This is a genomic window from Pseudomonas sp. MF4836 (genome assembly GCF_002018875.1).
In the GTDB taxonomy this organism is placed as follows: Bacteria; Pseudomonadota; Gammaproteobacteria; order Pseudomonadales; family Pseudomonadaceae; genus Aquipseudomonas.
Map to the genome: position 1 here is coordinate 180,471 of NZ_MVOL01000012.1, position 15,200 is coordinate 195,670.

Annotated in this window: 15 protein-coding genes; 5 read left to right on the forward strand and 10 right to left on the reverse strand. The window is 60.7% G+C overall.

What is annotated here, in order from left to right:
- The first annotated feature begins 75 nt into the window (after window positions 1-75).
- Together MF4836_RS25750 and MF4836_RS25755 are read left to right on the forward strand one after the other, a co-directional pair.
- A complete protein-coding gene (locus MF4836_RS25750; RefSeq protein ID WP_178102989.1) occupies window positions 76-1,041 on the forward strand; it encodes a helix-turn-helix domain-containing protein in 966 nt (321 codons plus the stop codon).
- A 130-nt stretch (window positions 1,042-1,171) separates the two neighbouring features.
- Window positions 1,172-2,011, forward strand: coding sequence for an NAD-dependent protein deacetylase (locus tag MF4836_RS25755; protein WP_078472667.1), 840 nt, complete (start codon window positions 1,172-1,174; stop codon window positions 2,009-2,011).
- Window positions 2,012-2,030: 19 nt separating this feature from the next.
- Here the strand turns inward: MF4836_RS25755 and MF4836_RS25760 are convergent, their stop codons facing one another.
- Entirely contained in the window at window positions 2,031-2,936 is a 906-nt protein-coding gene (locus tag MF4836_RS25760; RefSeq protein WP_078472668.1) for a LysR family transcriptional regulator, read from the reverse strand.
- A gap of 228 nt (window positions 2,937-3,164) precedes the next feature.
- Here MF4836_RS25760 and MF4836_RS25765 point away from each other — a divergent pair, with 228 nt between their 5' ends.
- The 3 genes from MF4836_RS25765 to MF4836_RS25775 are packed head-to-tail and all read left to right on the forward strand — an operon-like array spanning window position 3,165 to window position 5,755.
- Window positions 3,165-3,863 (forward strand): CoA transferase subunit A, encoded by a 699-nt coding sequence (locus tag MF4836_RS25765; protein WP_020300220.1) that lies wholly within the window; start codon window positions 3,165-3,167, stop codon window positions 3,861-3,863.
- A gap of 39 nt (window positions 3,864-3,902) precedes the next feature.
- Window positions 3,903-4,562 carry a CoA transferase subunit B gene (locus MF4836_RS25770; RefSeq protein ID WP_020300219.1) on the forward strand — a complete coding sequence of 220 codons (660 nt, stop codon included), beginning with the start codon at window positions 3,903-3,905 and terminating at the stop codon, window positions 4,560-4,562.
- A 14-nt stretch (window positions 4,563-4,576) separates the two neighbouring features.
- Window positions 4,577-5,755 (forward strand): acetyl-CoA C-acetyltransferase, encoded by a 1,179-nt coding sequence (locus MF4836_RS25775; protein ID WP_078472669.1) that lies wholly within the window; start codon window positions 4,577-4,579, stop codon window positions 5,753-5,755.
- A 474-nt stretch (window positions 5,756-6,229) separates the two neighbouring features.
- Here MF4836_RS25775 and MF4836_RS35415 read toward each other — a convergent pair whose 3' ends face one another.
- The 9 genes from MF4836_RS35415 to MF4836_RS25820 form a co-directional block, all read right to left on the reverse strand.
- Window positions 6,230-6,682 carry a phage tail assembly chaperone gene (locus tag MF4836_RS35415; protein ID WP_238596201.1) on the reverse strand — a complete coding sequence of 151 codons (453 nt, stop codon included), beginning with the start codon at window positions 6,680-6,682 and terminating at the stop codon, window positions 6,230-6,232.
- Between the two features lie 8 nt (window positions 6,683-6,690).
- On the reverse strand, window positions 6,691-7,641 hold the full coding sequence (locus tag MF4836_RS35625) for a gp53-like domain-containing protein (RefSeq protein WP_078472670.1): 951 nt from the start codon (window positions 7,639-7,641) through the stop codon (window positions 6,691-6,693).
- The gene (locus MF4836_RS25790; RefSeq protein ID WP_078472671.1) at window positions 7,641-8,216 is read right to left on the reverse strand and encodes a YmfQ family protein; all 576 of its coding nucleotides are present in this window, start codon (window positions 8,214-8,216) and stop codon (window positions 7,641-7,643) included. Before MF4836_RS25790 ends, MF4836_RS35625 begins: the two co-directional genes overlap by 1 nt.
- Window positions 8,213-9,283 carry a baseplate J/gp47 family protein gene (locus tag MF4836_RS25795; protein WP_078472672.1) on the reverse strand — a complete coding sequence of 357 codons (1,071 nt, stop codon included), beginning with the start codon at window positions 9,281-9,283 and terminating at the stop codon, window positions 8,213-8,215. Before MF4836_RS25795 ends, MF4836_RS25790 begins: the two co-directional genes overlap by 4 nt.
- Window position 9,284: 1 nt before the next feature.
- Window positions 9,285-9,551 carry a phage GP46 family protein gene (locus MF4836_RS25800; RefSeq protein ID WP_238596202.1) on the reverse strand — a complete coding sequence of 89 codons (267 nt, stop codon included), beginning with the start codon at window positions 9,549-9,551 and terminating at the stop codon, window positions 9,285-9,287.
- Window positions 9,552-9,711: 160 nt separating this feature from the next.
- A complete protein-coding gene (locus MF4836_RS25805; RefSeq protein WP_078472674.1) occupies window positions 9,712-10,254 on the reverse strand; it encodes a phage baseplate assembly protein domain-containing protein in 543 nt (180 codons plus the stop codon).
- Window positions 10,254-11,387 (reverse strand): phage baseplate assembly protein, encoded by a 1,134-nt coding sequence (locus MF4836_RS25810; RefSeq protein WP_238596203.1) that lies wholly within the window; start codon window positions 11,385-11,387, stop codon window positions 10,254-10,256. The genes MF4836_RS25805 and MF4836_RS25810 overlap by 1 nt, the downstream gene beginning before the upstream one ends.
- Window positions 11,371-12,741, reverse strand: a complete 1,371-nt coding sequence (locus MF4836_RS25815) for a DNA circularization protein (protein WP_078472675.1) — start codon at window positions 12,739-12,741, stop codon at window positions 11,371-11,373. The genes MF4836_RS25810 and MF4836_RS25815 overlap by 17 nt, the downstream gene beginning before the upstream one ends.
- Complete coding sequence (locus tag MF4836_RS25820) at window positions 12,738-15,155, reverse strand: phage tail tape measure protein (RefSeq protein WP_238596204.1); 2,418 nt, start codon at window positions 15,153-15,155, stop codon at window positions 12,738-12,740. The genes MF4836_RS25815 and MF4836_RS25820 overlap by 4 nt, the downstream gene beginning before the upstream one ends.
- Between the last annotated feature and the right edge of the window lie 45 nt (window positions 15,156-15,200).

Here is a 15,200-nt window from a genome sequence, read left to right on the forward strand (position 1 = left end):
TTATCATGTGTGTTCGTATGGATTCTGGATCAATCCATATGCGAGCCGGAGCCAACTCAAGGGAGGACAGCAAAAGTGGCGGCCTTACAAAGGATTTCCCAGTCGTATCGAGTCGCGTCAACGCACTCGCGGCTGGTCAGCAACGATGCCTGCGGCTGGATGCGCCATCAGTTGCCCCACGAACTGGGCGAGTGCTATTCCGAACGTTTCTCCCTGGAGGACGACTTGATGGTGGTGCGTTCGCGCTACCGCCCCACCCGCAACCTGATCGAAGAAACCGTAAGCCCGCACAACCGCCACATGCTGGTGATCACCTACGGCATCCAGGGCGACTCCGGCTACAAGGGCGCCGACGGATCAGCCGTGGTGTTCCGCGCCGGTCACACCACCATCACCTCGTTCCAGTCGAGCCTCGGCGAGCGCTGCTACGAGGCAGGGGCCACGGTTTCGCAACTGCGCCTGTTGATCGGTGAACACACCCTGTGCAAGTACCTTGGCGAGCAGCGCACCCGGCAATTGCTGGGTAACGGCAACGTGCGCCAGCTGGGCTTCGCCAAGACCTCGGCCACCAGCATCTGCCACGCCACGGCCCTGACGCGCTACCTCAACCAGGGGGCGAGCGACACCCTGGAGTTGCATATCCACACCCTCAGCCTGCTGTCCGAACAGCTCAAACTGCTGAGCCCGCCGAGCACGTCGGAAAACCTGCAATTTGCCGCCGCCGATATCGAGAAGCTGGAACGGGTGCGCGAGATCATGATCGAGCAGATGGACCAGCCGCTGACCATTCCTTACCTGTGCGCCGCGGTCGGGCTCAACGAGTTCAAGCTCAAGGAAGGCCTGCACCACCGTTTCAATTCCACCCCCCATCGCATGCTCCATGAGCTGCGCATGCGCAAGGCCTACACCCTGCTGGAAAGCGGCTGCCAGGTGGCGCAGGCGGCGTATCAGGTGGGCTACAAGTTCCCCAACAACTTCAGCGCGGCCTTTACCCGATTCTTCGGCAAGCCGCCCAAGTCGGTGTTCGGCAAGCGCCGCTGAGCGCAACGGCGCGGCAGGCGCCCGGAACGCCAGGGCAATCAGCCGCCGCTGCATAAAAAACTGGCCTGGCGCCGCGTTTGCGTTTATTCCTGGGTACCGCTCAGCGCGCCTCCGTACCCGGGCCTCCAGCATGATCGACAGCCAAACTCGCAACGCCCTCGACTCCCTGGCCCGGGTGATGGCCGGGCAATCCTTTGTGGTGCTCACCGGTGCTGGCATCAGCACCCCCTCGGGCATTCCCGACTACCGCGACAACGACGGTGTGCGCCGTGGACGCCAGCCGATGATGTACCAGGAATTCCTCGCCCGGGCCGAAGCCCGCCGCCGCTACTGGGCCCGCGCCATGCTGGGCTGGCCACGGGTGCGCCAGGCCCGGCCGAACGCCGCCCACTCGGCCCTGGCCACCCTTCAGGAGCGTGGGCAGATCGCCGGGCTGATCACCCAGAACGTCGACAGCCTGCACCACCAGGCCGGCAGCCCCCAGGCCATCGAACTGCATGGCAGCCTGCACCGGGTGCGGTGCCTGGACTGCGGGCAAACCAGCGAGCGCCAGCTGATCCAGGAGGTGATGGAGCAGCAGAACCCCTACCTGGCCGGAGTCGATGCCATCCAGGCGCCGGATGGCGACACCCTGCTCGACCCGGCCTTCGAGTCGCGCTTCCAGGTGCCGCAATGCCCCCATTGCGCCGGCGAACGGCTGAAGCCGGATGTGGTGTTCTTTGGCGAAAACGTCGCCCCGGCCACCGCCGCTCAGGCCATGCAGGCAGTGCAACAGAGCGCGGGGTTGCTGGTGGTGGGGTCGTCGCTGATGGCCTACTCGGCGTATCGCCTGTGCCTGAATATCGTCGAGCAGCACAAGCCACTGATCGCCATCAACTTCGGCAGGACCCGTGCCGACGAGCTGTTGCAGATGAAGATCGCCACCCCTTGCGAGGTGTTGCTGCCGCTGCTGGTGGAGCGCCTGGCGTGAGTGCCTGGTGACGCTCTGCTCAGTCGAGGTTGAACATGGCCTCGCCCAGGCGCGCATCGCGCAAGGTATCGAACAGTGCCTGGGCCGCCGCCGACAACTCGTGCCCGGGTTTGGTCAGTATGCCAATCGCCCGCTCCACCACCGGGTCGCCAAGGGTGATGCAGTGCGCCCCCAGCTCGCGCATCTGCCCGGCGCACAAGGCCGGCACCGCACTCACCCCCAGGCCACTGGCGACCATGCGTCCCACGGTCGCCAACTGGTGGCTTTCAAATTCCACAGGCAGCGGCATGCCCCGGGCGCGCAGGTGCTCTTCAAGCATGACCCGCACCGTGGACGGCCGCTGCAAGGTGATAAAGGGCTGCTGCAACAGGCTCTGCCAATCGATCTCGCTGCGCCGGGCCAGCTCCGAATCGCTGGGCACCACCGCGATAAAACGGTCGATATACAGCGGCGTGAACTCCAGGGACGAACTGTCTTGCGGTTCGAAGGCCACGCCCAACTCCACCTGGCGGTCGCGGACCATCTCCAGCACCTGCTCGTTGATCACGTCATTGACCGTGACATTGACCTTGGGATACCGGGCGCGAAACGCCTTGAGAATCGGCGGCAGCAGGTTGCCGGCAAACGATGGCATCGCCGCCAGGGTCACGCGCCCGCGTTGCAGGGTGAAGCGTTGGCGCAGGTCATCCTCGGCGTTATCCCAGTCGGCGATCAGGCGCCGGGCAAGGGGCACCAGGGCCTCGCCTTCCGGGGTCAGGGCCACGTTGCGCGTATTACGGGTGAACAACCGCCCCCCCAGCCCCTCCTCCAGGGCCTTGATGGTCAGGCTCAACGCCGACTGCGACAAATGCAGACGTTCACATGCCAGGGCAAAGCTCAGGCTGTGGGCAACAGCCAGAAAAGCCCGAATCTGTTTAACGGTCATCGGCAGCTCCAGAGGAGCAGCGGCAAGCTATAAGCTGCAGGCTGCAAGGGAAAAGCGGGATGTGAGTGGCTGTTGCTCGCAGCTTGCCGCGAGTAACTCGCCGCTTATTGTGCTGCTTTCTAAATCAATGACCCTTAAAAAACAACTTAACAAATCAATCCAGCGGCGCAACACTGCTTCCCCATACGGCTAGCCAGCCGCCGACAAATAACAAAAGAGGATGGTCCAATGGCAGGTTTCGACAAGCGCGTGGCGTCTTATGCAGAAGCCCTTGAAGGTCTGGAAGACGGCATGACCGTACTCGCCGGCGGCTTTGGCCTGTGCGGCATTCCGGAAAACCTGATCGCCGAGATCAAGCGTCGCGGCACCCGCGACCTGACGGTGGTTTCCAATAACTGCGGGGTCGACGGTTTCGGCCTCGGCGTGCTGCTTGAAGATCGGCAGATCAGCAAGGTCATCGCCTCCTACGTCGGCGAAAACGCCCTGTTCGAGAAGCAGCTGCTCAGCGGCGAAATCGAAGTGGTGCTCACCCCCCAAGGCACCCTGGCGGAAAAAATGCGCGCTGGCGGCGCCGGCATTCCGGCCTTCTTCACCGCCACCGGGGTCGGCACTCCGGTCGCCGACGGCAAGGAAACCCGTGAATTCAACGGCCGCCCCTATCTGATGGAAGAGTCCATTACCGGCGATTTCGCCATCGTCAAAGGCTGGAAAGCCGACCATTTCGGCAACGTGGTGTACCGCCACACGGCGCAGAACTTCAACCCGCTGGCGGCCACCGCCGGCAAGATCACCGTGGTCGAGGTCGAAGAGATCGTCGAACCGGGCGAGCTGGACCCGACGCAGATCCACACCCCTGGCATCTACGTCGACCGGGTCATCTGCGGCACGTTCGAGAAGCGCATCGAACAGCGCACCGTGCGCAAGTGAACCCACGCCTCCAGCCTCAAGAATAAAAGGACAACCCTCATGGCTCTTACCCGCGAACAAATGGCTCAACGCGTCGCCCGCGAAATGCAGGACGGCTACTACGTCAACCTCGGCATCGGTATTCCGACCCTGGTGGCCAACTACATCCCCGAAGGCATGGAAGTCATGCTGCAATCGGAAAACGGCCTGCTGGGCATGGGCGCCTTCCCCACCGAGGCCGAAGTCGACGCCGACATGATCAACGCCGGCAAACAGACGGTCACCGCCCGCACCGGCGCCTCGATCTTTTCTTCCGCCGAGTCGTTTGCGATGATCCGCGGCGGCCATATCGACCTCACCGTGCTGGGTGCCTTTGAAGTGGACGTCGAGGGCAACATCGCCTCGTGGATGATCCCCGGCAAACTGGTCAAGGGCATGGGCGGCGCCATGGACCTGGTGGCCGGTGCGGAGAACATCATCGTCACCATGACCCACGCCTCCAAGGACGGCGAGTCGAAACTGCTGGCCCGCTGCAGCCTGCCGCTGACCGGCGCCAAATGCATCAAACGCGTCCTGACGGACCTGGCCTACCTGGAAATCGAAAACGGCGCCTTTATCCTCAAGGAACGCGCGCCCGGGGTCAGCGTCGAGGAAATCGTCAGCAAGACCGCCGGCAAGCTGATCGTGCCGGACCATGTACCTGAAATGCAGTTCGCCTGAGGAGGATCAATTCCATGCAAGACGTCGTAATCGTTGCCGCCACCCGTACCGCCGTGGGCAGTTTCCAGGGCTCGCTGGCCAGTATCAGCGCCGTGGACCTGGGCGCCGCCGTCATCCGCCAGCTGCTGGCCCAGACCGGCCTCGACGGGGCCCAGGTCGATGAAGTGATCATGGGCCAGGTGCTCACCGCCGGCGCTGGCCAGAACCCGGCGCGCCAGGCCGCGATCAAGGCCGGCCTGCCCCACGCCGTACCGGCCATGACCCTGAACAAAGTCTGCGGTTCGGGCCTCAAGGCCCTGCACCTGGCAGCCCAGGCCATTCGCTGCGGCGATGCCGAGGTGATCATTGCCGGCGGCCAGGAAAACATGAGCCTGTCCAACTACGTGCTGCCCGGCGCCCGCACCGGCCTGCGCATGGGCCACAGCCAGATGATCGACACCATGATCAGCGACGGCCTGTGGGATGCCTTCAACGACTACCACATGGGCATCACCGCCGAGAACCTGGTGGACAAATACGCCATCAGCCGCGAAGCCCAGGACGCTTTCGCCGCCGCCTCCCAGCAAAAAGCCATCGCCGCCATCGAGGGCGGGCGCTTTGTCGATGAGATCACGCCGATCCTGATTCCCCAGCGCAAGGGCGACCCGGTGGCCTTCGCCACCGACGAACAACCCCGTGCCGGCACCACCGCCGAAGCCCTGGCCAAGCTCAAGCCGGCCTTCAAGAAAGACGGCTCGGTGACCGCCGGCAACGCTTCGTCGCTGAACGACGGTGCCGCGGCGGTCATCCTGATGAGCGCGGCCAAGGCCAAGGCCCTGGGCTTGCCGGTATTGGCAAAAATCGCCGCCTACGCCAACGCCGGTGTCGACCCGGCCATCATGGGCATCGGCCCGGTCTCGGCCACCCGCCGCTGCCTGGACAAAGCCGGCTGGACCCTGCAACAGCTGGACCTGATCGAAGCCAACGAAGCCTTCGCCGCCCAGGCCCTGGCCGTGGGCAAAGAGCTGGAGTGGGACCCGAGCAAGGTCAACGTCAACGGCGGCGCCATCGCCATCGGCCACCCGATCGGTGCGTCGGGCTGCCGAGTGCTGGTGACCCTGCTCCACGAAATGATCAAGCGCGACGCCAAAAAAGGCCTGGCCACCCTGTGCATCGGCGGCGGCCAAGGCGTAGCCCTGGCCATCGAACGCTAACCACCGCTGGCGAGGGGCTTCCCCCTCGCCACACCCCCTCTCCCCTCGCCACAATCCAACCGCTGCCGAGCCACGAGACTGCACTGACCTCGGCATTTCGGCTATTCAAAAATGAGCTGCTGTCAGAGCGGAACTTAAAGCCGCAGCACCTGCTGCAATGGATATGTACACCAGGGTTTACGAGCGCTGCGCACTCGAGCGGGAGCAAGCTCCCTCGCCACAAGGTGGTGTGAAACCCAGGAAGCCGCTGGCGAAAATAGGCAGCGCGATAGGCCAGGAAGTAATGAATTGTTGCGTAGGGCCAGCGCAGCCTCGCAGCTTCGCAGCCTCGGCAGCGACTACAGAGCGCGGCACCAGGCCGGCCGGTGTAAGCACGCGTCGGATTTGGCACCGCTTAGCGAGATAATTGGCACTTCAAAACACCCAAGAACAACCAAAAACTAGCGCGATACTTGGCACGACTACCGCTCAACACTATTCGATCGGTCCTACGATCCAAACCGGAGGACGTGGGCGGCATTTGCTATCAGGAAAATACGACGACTCCGGCCAGTCGCGAAGCGCCTGCATGTATAACAGCAGCTCCGCGAACTGCTCACCGGACAGCGTTGTGTCCCCGCCGATTTCCTGCTGATCACGGTGACGCTCGCGCAACCACTTAATGCTCAGCAATGCACCGTCACGCCATGAGCGCTCATTACTTGCAATATCCGCCAAGGTCAGCGAAGGCAGATCAACCCATGCCGGACGACCATCTTCAGAGCCAAGCTGCTTGCCCTCGGGCGGTGATTTCTTCCAGTAAATAACTTGTTCTTCTTCACTTAGAAGCACCGCATCAGGCGGCCAAGTATCATCACTGTAAGTTCCGTCAGTCTTCCATGCCTCGGGGATGAACGCCTTAGTTGCTGAACTGTAATAAACCATCATTAAACCCCCTAGAAACCTAAAGAAACCCAGAAAATATCAAAATTTGATAGGGCGTTAGTTGTTGTTCCATTCCCCGACCGCCTATGGAATATTGATTGAGAGAGCGATGTACCTCCTGCACTCTGAGATACATCCCAGCCACTTGGAGATCCAAGGATAGGCGTCGAAATCTCCAGCCATTTGGAAGCTGGAAACCCAGTCGGCAGAGTCACCGTGATAGGCCCGGCGGTTGCGTTTGAATCCCTGCCCCATTGTATAATCAGCCCGCCAGGTACGTCAGGAATGCGGATGTAGTCTCTGTGCGCGAAGGTCCGGCGCGGAAACCACGCGGTCAAAAGCGCCAACACTCCGGCGGGGTTGGACATAACAGTTGTGAGAAGTCCGGCGAGTTGCTCGGTAGAAGTGCCGAACCGCGAAGTGCCTTTATTAGACTCGGTGGCCTGGCCAACCTTTTGATCGATTTCGGGCTTTGTGTACACATCACCGATGCCATAACCGCCGAGGGTCGTTGCCTTGTTGGCCTTTCCCGCGAGGGCGTTGGCCATTGTCGTTGCAAAGTCTGGATCATTACCTAGCGCAGCAGCCAACTCCTTCAACGTGTCTAACGCTGCAGGGGACGAGGCAACCAACTCCGCGACTCTCTGCTGAATAGCAGATGTCGTCTCGGTCTTCGTGAAAGCATCGGTGATACCGAAACCTGCAACCGTGGTTGGCTTGCCGCTGAGCTTTAACCAGGTGCCTGCGATGGTTTGAATCGCTTGAATGGCTTTAAGGATTTGATAGTCATCAGCAGCGTCTAGCGTCAGACCTGCACCCTCAACCAAGTGAACCAGTTCACGCTGTATCGCGTTCAGCCAGGAGGCCTTCAACAATGTGGCCGGAACACCCGCGCCAGGATTGCCCTCTGTGAACTCACCGAGCGGGTTTGCCGAGGCAGTACTTGCACCGATTTTTTGCACTAGTTGTCTCCGTATCCAAAAAGCAAAATAGATTCCGCAGGCTTCAGTTGGCCAAACCGACATTCCAAGGCCCTGTTGCCCCAGGCGGATAAAGGATCGCCAGCGCCCGTAGCACCGGCCCTTGCATAACTAACCGTCACGGCGGGAGCGTTAACGCGCCAGGCGAAGTCCCAGTCGCCGCCGTTGATGGGGTCGCCAGCCCGCGCCATCCCCGCTCGGGCGGCGCGGAATGTAGTGATGGTGATGTCGTAGCCCATGGACTTAGCCAGGGCGATGAAAAAGGGTTTGCTCTGCCCAGCACGACCTTGCAGCTTGCTGACAACGGCTTGCACGCGCTGGCCGACGGTCTGCGCTTGTCCGACCAGGCACGGGTCAGGCAAGGCCAGCACGCGCTCCCAATCGGCCAGGCCTTCCCCTGAGTCGGGAAAGATGGCGTTGTAAACCGTAGTCGCCTGCGCGTCGGCCATGTCCATGGCATTCGCCTCGGCTTCAATGGTGGCCGACAGGTAAGGCGCGGTTCCGTCGTATGAAACCGGGGGCAGCAGCAGCCGGAGTTGATCGGCCAGCGTGGTCATCCCAGCAGCCCCAAAATGATGACTCCAGGTCGAATCCAGCCGATCAGGGCCGGGTCATCGGATGCCTTGACGTTGCCTGCCGGAGCAGCAACAGCCCGATCCAGCACACCCGCCAGGTTATTGATCATCGCTTCAATCTGAGAGCGCTTGAGCGTGTCGCCTGGCTTCAATGCGCCCAGGAGAATGTTGTAGGCCTTTTGTGCTGCCGCCTGCACATCGGCCAAAGTGAAGTCGGGTGCGAGTTCAACTTTGGCAGCAGAGTCGACAGTGCGCTCTGTAGGTGCGTACACCCACACGTCGACGATGACTGAGCATTGGCTTTGTATATGCGCCAAGCACGCTGCAATCACCTCGGCGGATGGTGCACCGTTACTGCCTGTAATGACGATGTCGACAGTGCCACCACCACGGCGCCTAGGGATAACCAGGGCGTCGGCAACGCCGTCCACCTCTAGTGCCCAGCGACGGTAGTCGTAATCGGCTCCCCCGGCCGGAGGCGACTGGATGATGTCCAGGTAACGCGCCAACAGGGACTCGATTGTCTCCTGATCTTCGCCGCCTGTGGTCTTGCCTACAAACGCGGAGGCCGCATCCATACCCAATGGAGGGCTGGTGAGGGTCAGAGCGCCGACTAGGTCGTTGAGAGCCACACCGACGGTCTGAGCCTCGACCAGGACAGTGGCGGTGCCATCGATGCCAATCTTCGCGCTAGATATAGCGGTGAACAGCTCGCCCGCGACCACGTGCTTCAAAGTGGCACCGAGCAACAGCTCGACATCAGGCGTGCCTTTGAGAGCGACCGTCCCGGTGGCGGCAACCGCATCTTTACGCAGCACACCCCGAAGCGCGGCCGTGTGGACCAGTTCTTCTTCGTCGGCTGTGTCCGGGAAAATCTGACGATAGAGCCAGGCCAGTTTCTGATAGAGGCCTTCGATAGCCGACGCTACAGCGGCAGACCGGACGTAGTTGTCGCTGTCGGGGCCAATGTCTGCCTCGGCTTGAAGGTTGCGAATATCACGCAGGATGTCGCGCAGAATGGCGTCCAGGGAGCGACCGGAATAGGCCATGTCAATTTACTCTTACAGGTTGGCGAAACACCTGCGGATTGCCGGTGGCGTCGGTGATGTCGATTTGAAGGTTGAGCCAGCCGTTATGGGGCTGTTCGACGGTGATGGTGATGTCCTGGGCGCGGCCGTCATCGAGCAGCGGCTGGAGCGCCTGCTCGGCGTATTGTTTGGCGAGCTTGCCGACCCGTGGCAGGTCTTTGGAACGTTTCAGCTCATGCAGGCGGGAGCCCACGGTGGTGTCTTTCCACCAGGTGCCGAGGGGTGTCATGAGGCGGATGTAAACGGCGTTGCCCAGCGTATTGATACGCTGGCCCGTCAAGTCGCCAGTGGTTGGGTTTATGCCTGCGTCCATAGGCTGGCATAGTGACGCGCACGCAAAAGCCGCCGAGTATCAGCGGGGTTTAAGAATTTCCAATGGGGCTTTCGGTTTACTGCTGTTGACCCGGTACTGGGCCACCACCGTGGTTATGTCCGTTATAGATAAGCCGATCTGCCTGCATCGTCCGGGTATGGTCCGCGATCTCTCCCGCCGCCTTAACGTCCTCGCTCATTTCGACCAGGGGCGTCTCAAAGCGCACCTTGGTCTTGGCCTTGACCACCAGTGTGTCGGTTTCGATCTCGATCAATCGACCGCGCTTCATGTGGATGTAGTCGCCTTCATCGGTATACAGCGCCACCTCGCCATCCTTGACCACGACCCGATAACGCCCGTCCTCACTGGCTACGACAACTGTGTGCTTGCTGTTACCGCCCACAGGGATTGCGATAAATTCAGCGCCTGGCAACGGCCCAGAGCTGAACCCGTAGTGCTGCATCAGTTCGCCGGAAACCGACTCGCCCGCAAGCCCTTCCATTTCAATGCCAATCAACGTGCCATGTGTGTTACGCGCCGCCGTACCCCGAAAGGCCTGGCGAACGTTCCTCATTGCCCGGCCGATCTGCTCGCGCACCAGGCGCGCCATGTTGCTCATCAGAGTCCCTTGATCATTTCGATAAATGCCGCATCCGGGTTTGCTTTCTTGCCCTTGCGCTTCTTGGTGGGGTTGCCGTCGAGCACCCACATTTTATCTTCCCGCAACCGCAGCTCGGTTATCGCCCCTTCACCCCGAGTCAGGCGCAAGGTGCGGGCCATCAGGAAGTAAGTGGCGTCTAGTCCATGAGGCTGGCTACGCACAATCACACGCTGGCCTGGGTTCCACACTTGGCCGTTGTCGGCACGGTGGCCCATGACCACGGCGCGGATCTCGAAACCCTCCAGGCGACTGTCAGCCAGCAGCTTGCGCGCCCGAGTCGTCGCCATGTCCTGGTTCTCGCTGGAACTGTCGATGATCACCTTCGGCCGGAAGATCCCGCGCCGAGCCAGGGTTTCGTCCTGGATGACAGAACGCAGGTGGGAACGCTTGGTGTCCAGGCCATCATTGTCGTACTGGCCGTGTTGGCCCAGGACGGTGATCTGACTGTAACGGTTGGCGATAGAGCGCCGCACACTGAGGCGCTGCACGTTATTGCCGACACCGTCCTCCCGCATGATCAGCGTACCGACTGGCGCGGTGTTGTAGTCGGGCCCGCCGATGATCAAGCGGCCGTCAGGCTCAACCCACGGCCACAAGCCGTTGGCTTCGGCAACTTGGAGCAACGCCTCCCACGCACTTTGACCAGGTTCAACCTGTACGCGGCGTCGGGTCTTGGCCTGGGCGGCACGGATCTCTATTTGAGTGATGCCCAGCGGCTTTACGACCTGATCCAGTATCTGCGCCAACGTGGCTTCGCGCATCGAAACGAACGGTGCCGAACAGTCGACCAGAGGCGCCGCACGGTCCCGGCCGGTGATACGCATAGAGATACCCTGACGGGAGATGTCGTGTTCAAACTCGTCGATTTGGCCGGTCAACACGCGATCTTTGCCCAAGGTCAGCGAGCAAGGTGCGCCCTCGGCCAGCACGCTTGGCAAGCGAGTAGCGTCCTTGGTGTACAGCTCCAGCTCGAAACCGTCAGCAGCGGTCAACAGGTCCGATTCAATCGACCAGCCGTCCCACTCTTCATGCGCCAGGCCACCAATGGACAGGCGTATGGATTCGTCCAGGACGTTACTTGGCGTAGGCACGCAGCACCTCCCCGGCTTCAATGTTGTGCGGGGTTTTCAGGTCGGGATTCAAACGGATCAGCTCGGCGGCGCGGGTATGGTCGCCGTACCAGCGGTGGGCCAACAGACGCAGGCTTGCCGGGGTTTCGACCACACGTTCCAGCATCGGCGGGCTTTGCAAAATGACCTGGCGGGCGCGGGCCTGGATCAACGCGGCGACGTTGCGCAACGCCTCAATGATCGGCCGGGCGGTCTCCACGTCGTAGAGGTGACGTTGCAACAGAATGGAAGACTGCACCAGGGAGCGCACCAGGTTAACCAGGCCCTCCAGTTCCAGTGGGCTCAAGGTCGGCGTGTCGGCTTCGTCCTCGATGACAGTGGCCACCGCCTGGGCGTGAGCCAACGCCAGTTCGGTAATGACCAGTACGACCAGGGCGAAACCACTAGCGGCCACCGGATCATCCGGCATGCCATCGGGCAGTAGTACCAGGACGCTACCTGGAATAGTGGGTGCGCCATCGACCAGCACCCCTACAGTAGGCGCCACACCCTGGCGTGCACCGATCAAAAAGCCCGCGCCCGCACGCGCAGCATCTGCCGTCAGGCTGGCATTGCCGGGTAAGGCAGCGGGCACGCCAGTACGAGCGAGCAGCGCCGTCGACGAACTCGGCGTGCTGCCCTGGATCGCGCCCCGGATCTCCGATGGCGTGCGCATCAGGTCGACCAGGGGATCAAATGCCCCTGACGGCCGCTTGGCCATCGACGCAACGCCGGACACTACACCGAGGATCTGCGAGCGCAGTTGTTGCAGGCGCAGGCCAATGCCAGGCAAGCCCAGCGCCTTTTCGATCAGACCGACCCAGCCGCCGCCGATCCACGATTGAATCTCGCCTACCAGGGAATCAATACGGCCGAACAGATCGAAGATGCCGTCCTGCCAGGTGTATTCATCCTCCAGCCCCAACACGCCAATATCGACGAACTCAAACTGCCGTTCGAAGAAAGGCGCGTCGGGTGTGTCCTCGACAAACACGATACTGATCTCGGCGTAGTCCGGCCGCTCGGCGTGGTGCTTGACCTCGCCTGTGCTGCTGACGACGTTCATGCTGCCGTAAATCGGGTGGATCAGTTCGCCTGTACCTGGTGTGTTCAGGGTACGGAGTATGTTCTGGAGTTCGATTTCATAGTTGACGCCGAACACCACCACTTGCATGGGGATGCGCCGCGCACCACGGCCCAGGTCTTTTACCCTGTCGCCGTCCTTGAACGGCGTTCCATGTTCGGACAGAGCGCGTTGCCATTGCAGGCTTTCGCTTTCGACCTGGAGCGGGACGCCACGGAAAGAGGCGTCCAGCAGGTTCTCTGCCCAGCTCATCCGCCGCGCCTCATCTGAATGTTGGTTCGGCGTTCAACCTGGGCCTGGATCATGTTCGAGTCAGTACGCACTTCAATGACCAACGGCTGGGCGAGCAAAGAACGGAGACGTTCCTCCACGGCTTGCGCGGCAGGATTGGCACCGATTGCACCAGGTGCAGCGCCGTTGCCGGCAATTCCAGGAAAGCCAGCCGTGTTACCGCCCGACAGTGGATTAGCCAGGCGCTGCGCCTGGGAAGCCAACCAGGTGGAAGGCTGGCCGGTGCCGGATTGCGACATCATGTCCCGCAGGCGTTGTTGTGCGGTGAAGGTGTCAGCACCCGCAGCCAGGGCACGGTTGGCGATACCTTGCGCCCAGGTGTTGGCGCCGTCGATGGGCAGGCCCGCAGCCGTCAGGCCTGTTTCATGGTGTGCCAGACGTTGGGCCTCGGTGGACAGCCAGTCAGATGACTGGTCGGGGTTCTTGTCGGCCAGGGCCATACGGTTGCGGTAGAAAGAGGTTTGGTAGCTGCGCTGGTCGTCATTGAGCAGCTTGCTACGCTGGGCAGCATCCAGACGACCTTCGTCTGTTGCCGTCGCACTTGCCCCGCCGATCTGGGTGGCAGTTGCAGCCAACGCCAATGGTGCCAACCACGGCGTTATAAAACCACCTGGTTTCCCGGCGCCCTTGCCCGAACTGGAACCGTTAGGCAGGTCGGGACCGCTGCCAATACCGAGGGGCGTACCAGCAGGCCAGTTGGTGACGAACACAGACGTAACGCCCGTGGCTTCTTCTAGCACCTTACCCACGGCGATGTTTTTCAAAGTCTCAGGGCCACCCATGAACTTATTCAGCAATGCACCTGCGCCAGATTTGGCACCGCGAGCGGCATAGTAACCACCTACCCCCAGAGCAGCGCCACCGGCCAGCATTTGCGTGCCCGACAAGTTCAGGTCGTCCAATAGGTAGGAGCCCATATCGGCAAGGCCTTTATTCAACGGAGTTGCCATACGGTCCATAGCTTCGGCCAGTGTCGCCTTCATGCGTGCGGCAGTACCACTGCTACTCTCAGTGTTCTCTTTCAAGTCTTTGCTGTAAATGGGCTCAGCGTTACCCAGCGTTTTAGCACCTGACTTTAAGTCATCCAGCCGGTCGCCAGTTAACATGCTGCGCCAGCCACGCACGGTGTCCTGGTCCATACCCTTGAATACAACGCCCATGAACTTGGCGCGCTGCTCATCATTTTTCATCGCTTCATACTTGCGCTTTATTTCGCCGAAAACTTCTTCCGGGTTACGTGAACTTTTATCTTTGTTAAAAAACTTCACTCCGGTCTGCTTGGTAACTTGCTCCCTATACTGTTTGTTGCTAAATACTCGCAAAGTAGACTCAGCTAACGTCCCTAGTCTATCGGGCTGTAACTCAACCTTAGATAACGACTCAGTGAATGCTAATGCTTGCTCAATCGACATGCCCGCAGACGCGGCAGCGCCTCCGATTTTTGGAAACAGGTCTGATAAGTTTTCAAGCTCAGCGTTACCGAGCCTTCCCGCGACTGTCATTTTTTGTAGCAGATCAAGCGCCGCACCTTCTTTATTCAAGTCAATATTGAACGCACCAGATGCAGCAACAACGGCTTTGCCCAAAATAGCTGGATTAGCACCAGTGATAGAATTAGCCTGACCAATAGCATCGCCAGTTTTCTTTGCTGCATCGTAGTTCACACCAGATGCAATGAGCGTATTAAACCCGGTATCCACGTCCGTGCGACTGGCACCGTAGGTTTTAGCGATTCTCCAGCCCTCAGTATGCCACTCGTCTTTTTGCTCGTTGGTCATACCAGCCGTCTGTTTCGTACGGATCAGTACGCGCTCCAGCTCGGCATTGGCTTTCAGCCCGGCGACTACTCCTACTCCAACCCCCAACCCCGCCAGTTGTCCTTGCATGGTCCCGCCCAGTCCCTTGATGCGATCAAATTCCTGACGTACCCCCATGGCGATGGTTTTCAACGTTCGAAGACTGCGGCCGCTGTTCTGCGCCATGCGCCGGAAAGACGCTTCTGTCTTGTCGACGCTCTGACGCAAAGGCTGTACGCCTTGCCGGTCGGTACTCACTAACTCAGCTTTCGTGTCACGCGCCGCCTTGCGAGCAGCGCTGGCCATCTCTTTGAGTTCAACGGTTGTCTTGCTGACCTCGATGCGCGTACCAGAACCCGCCGTGGCTGTTTCGCGCATGGCAGCACGGATGACTTTATAGCTGTTAGCTCCGACCTGGCCGACCTTGGTGATAGCCGAGGATGCCTTCCAGCTTTCGTCCGCAAGGGACTTTGCGCCTTCCTTACCAGCCTTGCGCAGGTCTCGATTGATCTGCTCGATCTCGCGGCGGCTGTTGCCTGCATGAGCCTGAAAACGAAGTGCAACGCGCAGATCGGACATGAATTGCTCCCGGAAAGGGCATTACAGGGACAAGAAAGGCCCGAT